The sequence below is a fragment of the Corallococcus terminator genome, assembly GCF_003611635.1.
Taxonomy (GTDB): domain Bacteria; phylum Myxococcota; class Myxococcia; order Myxococcales; family Myxococcaceae; genus Corallococcus; species Corallococcus terminator.
Genome location: NZ_RAVZ01000437.1, coordinates 1 through 6,871, shown reverse-complemented (window position 1 = coordinate 6,871; position 6,871 = coordinate 1). Strand labels below are relative to the sequence as shown.

8 protein-coding genes are annotated in these 6,871 nt (G+C 69.5%); 3 read left to right on the top strand and 5 right to left on the bottom strand.

The window, feature by feature from the left end; translation table 11 throughout:
• Positions 1 to 204: 204 nt before the first annotated feature.
• Positions 205 to 663 (bottom strand): Crp/Fnr family transcriptional regulator, encoded by a 459-nt coding sequence (locus D7V88_RS37290; protein ID WP_120545330.1) that lies wholly within the window; start codon positions 661 to 663, stop codon positions 205 to 207.
• 80 nt (positions 664 to 743) lie between these two features.
• Here D7V88_RS37290 and trxB point away from each other — a divergent pair, with 80 nt between their 5' ends.
• From trxB to moaC, 3 genes are read left to right on the top strand one after another with little or no spacing between them, the layout of a single operon-like run.
• Entirely contained in the window at positions 744 to 1,709 is a 966-nt protein-coding gene (gene trxB, locus D7V88_RS37285) for a thioredoxin-disulfide reductase (RefSeq protein WP_120545329.1), read from the top strand.
• A 45-nt stretch (positions 1,710 to 1,754) separates the two neighbouring features.
• Positions 1,755 to 2,942 (top strand): trans-sulfuration enzyme family protein, encoded by a 1,188-nt coding sequence (locus D7V88_RS37280; protein ID WP_120545328.1) that lies wholly within the window; start codon positions 1,755 to 1,757, stop codon positions 2,940 to 2,942.
• Positions 2,939 to 3,448: a cyclic pyranopterin monophosphate synthase MoaC gene (gene moaC / locus D7V88_RS37275; RefSeq protein ID WP_120545327.1), complete on the top strand. Its 510-nt coding sequence runs from the start codon at positions 2,939 to 2,941 to the stop codon at positions 3,446 to 3,448. Before D7V88_RS37280 ends, moaC begins: the two co-directional genes overlap by 4 nt.
• A 56-nt stretch (positions 3,449 to 3,504) precedes the next feature.
• Here moaC and D7V88_RS37270 read toward each other — a convergent pair whose 3' ends face one another.
• The 4 genes from D7V88_RS37270 to D7V88_RS37255 form a co-directional block, all read right to left on the bottom strand.
• Entirely contained in the window at positions 3,505 to 4,083 is a 579-nt protein-coding gene (locus D7V88_RS37270) for an NUDIX hydrolase (RefSeq protein ID WP_120545326.1), read from the bottom strand.
• 42 nt (positions 4,084 to 4,125) lie between these two features.
• The gene (locus tag D7V88_RS37265; RefSeq protein ID WP_120537818.1) at positions 4,126 to 4,950 is read right to left on the bottom strand and encodes a SirB1 family protein; all 825 of its coding nucleotides are present in this window, start codon (positions 4,948 to 4,950) and stop codon (positions 4,126 to 4,128) included.
• Positions 4,951 to 5,034: 84 nt separating this feature from the next.
• Positions 5,035 to 5,310 (bottom strand): hypothetical protein, encoded by a 276-nt coding sequence (locus D7V88_RS37260; protein WP_120545325.1) that lies wholly within the window; start codon positions 5,308 to 5,310, stop codon positions 5,035 to 5,037.
• 9 nt (positions 5,311 to 5,319) lie between these two features.
• Positions 5,320 to 6,849 carry a YiiX/YebB-like N1pC/P60 family cysteine hydrolase gene (locus D7V88_RS37255; protein ID WP_244238598.1) on the bottom strand — a complete coding sequence of 510 codons (1,530 nt, stop codon included), beginning with the start codon at positions 6,847 to 6,849 and terminating at the stop codon, positions 5,320 to 5,322.
• Between the last annotated feature and the right edge of the window lie 22 nt (positions 6,850 to 6,871).

The following is a 6,871-nucleotide window of genomic DNA, read 5'->3' as shown; positions in this document are numbered from 1 at the left end:
CTCCCACGCCTCGCCGCCCTGTTCCATCCCGCCTCCCTCCACGTGCCGGGGGAAGAGCAAGGCGTGTGCCCCGACCTCCCACTCCTGCGTGAAGGGTGAGGCCCGTCCAGACCCGCGCGAAGGGGCCCGGACCCGGGACGGACAGCGGTGCTCCATCCGCACTCTCGGCGCGCGAGGAGACGGGGGGCTGGAGGCGCCTGGCCGCTAGAAGCGGGAGATGGCGAAGAAGCCCTTGATCTTGTCGTTCGTCTCGCGAAGCCGCTCGCTCAGCGTGCGGACGAACGTCCAGAGGAGCACGTAGGCCAGGTCCTTGTCGGTGAACATGAGCTGGTCCAGCTTCGCCCGCTCGATGACCCACACCGTGCAGCCGCTGTGGGCGATGGCGTCCGCGGAGCGGGGCGAATCCTCGATGACGGCCATCTCCCCGAAATACTGGCCGGGTTCGAGGATGGCGAGCGCCTCTTCCCCGATGCCCGGCACGGATTTGGAAATGCGCACCTTGCCGTCGGTGAGGATGAACATGTCCTGCCCGGTGTCTCCCTCGCGGAAGAGGAAATCCCCGGCGGTGTAGGTCCGGGGGCGGGCAATCTGGGCGACCTTGGCGAGCTGGCCCTGGGTCAAACCCTCGAAGAGCGCAACCTTCTTGAGGACAGCGGCATCCATGGAGTCCCGGTACGTATCATGGCCTGGAGTACGGCGTCTGGTACCGTCCGGGCCCGAAACGCATCAGCGCAGGAGGCGCCGTGTCGCAGGACAAGATTCAGAAGGTCACCATCATCGGTTCAGGCCCCGCGGGCTACACGGCCGCCATCTACGCCGCGCGCGCCAACCTGGAGCCCGTGGTGTTCGCCGGTGGCCCCACCCTGGAGCACCCCCAGCGCGTGCCGGGTGGCCAGCTCATGGTCACCACCGACGTGGAGAACTACCCCGGCTTCGCGGAGCCCATCACCGGCCCGGAGCTGATGGAGCGCTTCCAGAAGCAGGCGGAGCGCTTCGGCACCGCGCTGCACATGGAGAACATCACCAAGGTGGACTTCTCCCAGCGGCCCTTCCTGCTGGAGAGCGAGAGCGGCATGAAGGTGCGCTCGGAGACGGTCATCATCTCCACGGGCGCCACCGCCAAGTGGCTCAACGTCAAGGGCGAGGACACCTACAAGAACCGCGGCGTGTCCGCGTGCGCCACCTGCGACGGTGCCTTCTACAAGAAGCAGGACGTGCTGGTGGTGGGCGGCGGCGACACGGCCATGGAAGAGGCCACGTACCTGGCGAAGATCGTCAACCACGTCACGCTCATCCACCGCCGTGACTCCCTGCGCGCCTCCAAGGTGATGCAGGAGCGCGCGCTCAACAACCCGAAGATCTCCTTCCTGTGGAACTCCGCCGTGGAAGAGGTGGTGGGCAACAACAAGGGGATGACGGGCGCCGTCGTGCGCAACCTCAAGACGAACGACAGCCAGCTCGTCACCGCGACGGGCCTGTTCGTCGCCATTGGCCACACGCCGAACACGGAGCTGTTCCAGGGCATCCTGGAGACGCACCAGGGTGGATATCTGAAGACCATCCCTGGCAGCACGCGCACCAACATCCCGGGCGTCTTCGCCTGCGGTGACGTGCAGGACAGCTACTACCGCCAGGCCATCACCGCGGCGGGCACGGGCTGCATGGCCGCCATCGACGCGGAGCGCTGGCTCATCGAGCAGGGCGAGTAGTCCCCCTCCGTATAGGCCCCTGCCTTCCAGCGAGACGACACGCGCATGAGCACGAAGCAGAAGACGGTGGCGGTGCACGCGGGCTCCCGGCTCACCGGGAGCAAGGCGGTGCCCGTCATGCCGCCCATCTTCCCGGCGGCGGTGAACTGGTTCGACAGCAGTGACGACCTGTCCGACGCGCTGGATGGCAAGGACTACGCCTACGCCCGCATCAGCGCGCCCAACGCGGCGTTGTTGGAAGAGGCGGTGGCGGCGCTGGAGGGCGCGGAGGCGTGCGTCGCATACGCCAGTGGCATGGCCGCGCTGCGTTCGCTCTTTGATGCGCAGCCGTGGAAGGCCGGGGACGTGCTGGTGATGCCGACGGATGGCTACGGCGTCACCCGCTTCCTCTACAAGAACCTCTGCGCCCGCTGGGGCGTGGAGCTGCGCCCGCTGAACCAGACGGATCCGGAGGCGCCGTCGCGCATCCGCGAGTGGCGCCCGCGCATGGTGCTGGCGGAGAGCATCTCCAATCCGCTCTTGCGCGTGCCGGACATCCGGGCGCTCGCCCAGGCGTGCCGCGATGCGGGCAGTGTGTTCGCGGTGGACGCGACCTTCCCGTCGCCCTTCGGGCAGCGCGCGCTGGAGCTGGGTGCGGACTATTCGGTGCAGTCCACCAGCAAGTGGCTCAACGGCCACAGCGATGCGCTGGGCGGCACGGTGAGCGGCACGAAGGCGCGGATGGATCCGCTGCGTTCGGCGCGCATCCTGTCCGGGGACGTGCTGGGGCCCTTCGAGGCGTGGCTTACGCTGCGCGGCCTGCGCACGCTGCCTGTCCGCATGAAGGCCCACAACGAGCACGCCGCGCACGTGGCGAAGCGGCTGTCGGATTCGCCGCTGTTGGAGCGGGTCATCTACCCGGGCCTGCCGTCCCATCCGGACCACGCGGTGGCGGGTCGGGTGCTGGAGGGCGGCTTCGGGCCCATGGTGGCGTTTGAAATCCGGGGCGCGGGGCAGAAGGAGGGCGACCGGTTCCTGGAGGCGCTTCGGGTGTGCAAGCCCGGGCCGTCGCTGGGGGACGTGGGCACGCTGGTGATGCACGCGGCCAGCGCCAGCGCCCGCCGGATGACGCCCGAGGAGCGCGCGCAGGCGGGCATCCGCGACAGCCTCATCCGCGTGTCCGTGGGGCTGGAGGATCCGGACGACGTGGCGGACGACCTGCTCGCCGCCGTGGCGAAGGGGGCTGGCCGGTGAAGATGGTGGATGTCGGCGACAAGCCGAAGACGGAGCGCGTGGCGGTGGCCACGGCGCGCCTGCGGATGCTGCCCGCGACGCGTGAGCGCATCCTCGCCGGGAAGGTGGAGAAGGGGGACGTGCTCGCGGCGGCGCGGCTCGCGGGCATCATGGCCGCCAAGCGCACCCCAGACTTCGTGCCCCTGTGTCACCCCATCGCGCTCGCGGGCGTGGAGGTGACGCTCACGCCCGTGGACGAAGGGCTGGATGTGCGCGTGCGGGTGAAGACGGTGGACCGCACAGGCGTGGAGATGGAGGCGCTCACGGCCGCGTGCGCGGCGGCGCTCACCGTCTATGACATGTGCAAGAGCGTGGACCGGGGCATGGTCATCGAGGCCGTGCAACTGGACCACAAGTCCGGAGGCCGCTCGGGCACGTGGGAGCGCGAGGCGGAAGCAGCCCCGGTGAAGAAGCCCGCTGCCCCGAAGTCCCGTCGCAAGACGGCCCGGCCCCGCTCCGCGCGTTGATTGAGGCCCACTGGACGTGAGCCCCTGCCTCCGCGCCGCGCGTCGCTCTGGAACTCCTACCGCCGAGCCTCCGCGCGCAGCCGCTCCATGAAGAACGCCACCACCACCAGCGAGTGGGTGATGTGCCCTTCCAGGATGAGCCGGGGCACGTCCGCGCGCGGGTGCAGCTCCACGGCGATGTCCTCTCCATCATCCGGGTGCCCGCCGCTCACGCGCTCGCAGTCGAGCGCCAGGAACGTGTGACACCGGTTGGGCTGGAAGGCCGGGTTGGGGTGCACCGCGCCCAGCAACTCCAGCCGCCCGGCGCGGTAGCCCGTCTCCTCTTCCAGCTCTCGCGCGGCGGCGACCGCCGGCTCCTCGCCCGGGTCAACGCAGCCGCCGGGCACCTCCAGCGTCGGCGCGTCGATGCCGAAGCGGAACTGGCGCACCATCACCAGCTCGTCCTGCTTCGTCACCGCGATGACGTTGACCCAGTCCGCGCACTCCATCCGCACGCGCGGGTGCTCCAGTTGCGTGCGCGGATCCACCACCCTGTCCTCGCGCACCTTCACCACGCCGAAGTCGTGCTCCAACCCCCGGCGCAGGCGCAACCAGGGCTTCAGACTCGGCGCCTTTGGTTCAGAGGTGGACGACATACAGGGAACTTCCTTCCGGCTCGCCGCCAGACAGCACTGCGTTCAGTTCAGCAACTCCGCCCGCTCGCGCAACTCGCGCGCGGACATCTCCAGCCGCTCCCGGTCCGGCGCGTCCGGCGACAACTCCAGGCAGCGCTCCACGTCCTTGAGCGCCGCGCGGAAGGCCCCCATCGTGGTGAGCAGCGCGGCCCGCGTGCGCAGCTCTCCCGGATGGTCCGGCGCCAGCAACAGCAGCAGGTCCACCACCGCCAGCCCCTGCTCGCTGTCCTCGCGCCCCAGGTACACGCGGCGCAGGTTGGACAGCATCCGGTAGGCGATGAGCTCCACCGGCGCGGGCGCCAGCATGGAACGGTCGAACTTGAGCTGTGGCGCCACGCGCTTGAGCAGCTCCTCGCACCCGTGCTCCGTGAGGATGTCGCCGTGGTGGAACGGATCCATCACCAGCTTGTGGTCCCCCGCATCGCACGCCACCAGGAAGTGCCCGGGGAAGGGGACGCCGTACAGCGGGATGCCCGCGCGGCGTGCGACCTCCAGGTAGAGCACCGAGAGCGTAATCGGCAGCCCCACCTTCCGCTCCAGCACCCGGTCCAGGAAGCTGTTGTCCGGGGCGTGGTAGTCGTCCTCGTTGCCCCGGAAGCCCTCGATGTCCGCCAGCACGTGGCGCAGGGCGCGCAGGGAGGCCAGGGCCTCGCCCTTCTCGCTGAGCCGCTCCGCCTCCACCTGCACCCGGCACGCGAGCGCGTCCAGCGTGTGCAGACACGCTGGGGCGTCCAGGTCCACCCGGCCCAGCGTGGCGATGGCCAGGGCCGCCAGGTCCAGACGCGGTGGATCCGCGGCCAGGGAAGACACCAGTCGCTCGCGTGCCAGCGGCGGGCCGAATCCAGAGGGAATGCTCACGGTGCGCACCAGTAACCCACGGAAGGTCCTACGGCAAAGGCAGGCAGCCGAGCGTCAGGCCCCAGGGGGCATGGCAGGCAGGCGGCCCTTGATTTCCGCCCGGAGCGCCATGTGGGCCGAAATCAGTCCGGCCAGGATTCCATCCTCGAATTCGAACGACGGGTGCTCCTTCAACTGGGGGAAGTCGTGCGGGTTGCGCATCTCCTCCGGCCCGATGTTGGGCACCGCCTCGCGCGCCAGGCGCAGCACCTTCGCCTGCTGCTGGGAAATCATCCGCTCATAGAGCGCGGTGGCCAGGTCCAGGAGCTGGTTCGCCGTGTCTTCCGTCATGGTGTGCCTCTACTCCTGAGCGATGTCCCACTTCATGCGACGGTAGGTGTAACGGAAGACCTCGGCGTTCGCTTCGACGGCGTCACCCTGGGCCTCCCGCCCGTCCAGGAAGGCGACGAAGTCGAACTGGCGGGTGGGCGTTCCGTACTCGGCGTCGAAGACGCGGACAATCTCATTCGCCGGCAGCGTGCGGCGCCCGGCCACGTTCACCAGGGGAATGCTCAAGCCCTTCATGTCCTTCGCGGGCGCGTAGGCCTTCCAGACGAGCTCCGTGCACACCAGCGTCTGGTCGGAGAAGAAGTCGAAGTTGAAGTCGTACGGACGGCCCTGGAAGTTGAAGGCGCGCAGGATGGCGCGGGCCTTGTCCACGGCGGACACGCGCGGGCGCAGCACGCCCAGGTAGTCCACGTGCATGCCGTGCTCCGTGCCGGTGAAGCTCACGCCCTCGCTGATGGATTCGATGATGCGCAGCGGATCCCCATGGGCGTCCTTGCCGGTGTACTCGGCCCATTTGGCGGGGAACGCCCGGGCCAGGTGGCCGGTGAACGTCGGGGGCTGGCCGGGCAGGGTGGCCACCCACGCCTTCACCTCCGGATCCGCGTCGAACGCGAGCGCCATGTCCTGCGCGGTGCCCACGTAGAGCTCCGCGTGCGGCCAGAAGCCCGGCAGGCCGATGTTGGACAGAAACCAGTTCTGCCGTGCCACCAGGATGTCCCCCGGCACCATCTTCTCCACCAGCTTCAGCGTCTGCTCGCGGGAGATGAGCGGCTTGCCCACGCGGTGCACGCGCGTGTCGCCCATCCACTCCGCCACCGTCTTCTGCACCGGGAACACCGCGCGCGCGGTGGTGTCCTGGGTGAGGTCCGCCACGGCCTTGGCGAACATCACCGGGCCACGCTTGAGCAGCCGCGAGCGCGCGGCCTGGCTGTCGGCCCGCATCGCCTGGAGCAGCGCGGGGACGCCCGGTTCGTCCAGCACGCCGGCCTTCGCGAGGATGGGGTTCAGGGTCGCGCGGTAGCCATCGCCCGTGAACAACTGCGTGGAGGTGCCCACGTGGAGGACCTTCTCCTTGAAGCGGGCGAAGGCGCGCGGGGGCAGGCCGTACTCCGGCACGGACTCATCCAGCAGCACCTCCAGTTGCGCCTGGCCCCCGGCGAGGTCCGCGTAGTGCAGGCCCTGGGACAGCTCCGCGGCGAGCGCGGCGTGGGTGAGCAGGAAGCCCCAGGCGTGCTTCTTCGGCTGGGTGAGGGAGGGCACCTTGAGGAAGTCCCAGTAGCGCTGGCGCACCACCTCCGTGGACACGAAGCAGTCGAAGAAGGCCGCCCAGGTGGAGACGAGCAACTGCTTCTCGTCCGGCGAGTACGGCACGCTCTGCTTGCGCCGGTACAGCTCGCGCGAGCGCAGGGCCTCCGCCCGCACGCGGCGCAGGCCTTCGGTGCCCAGGCGCAGCGCCTCCAGGTCGCTGAACGTCGGGGGCTGGCCGGACAGGGTGGCCACCCACGCCTTCACCTCCGGATCCGCGTCGAACGCGAGCGCCATGTCCTGCGCGGTGCCCACGTAG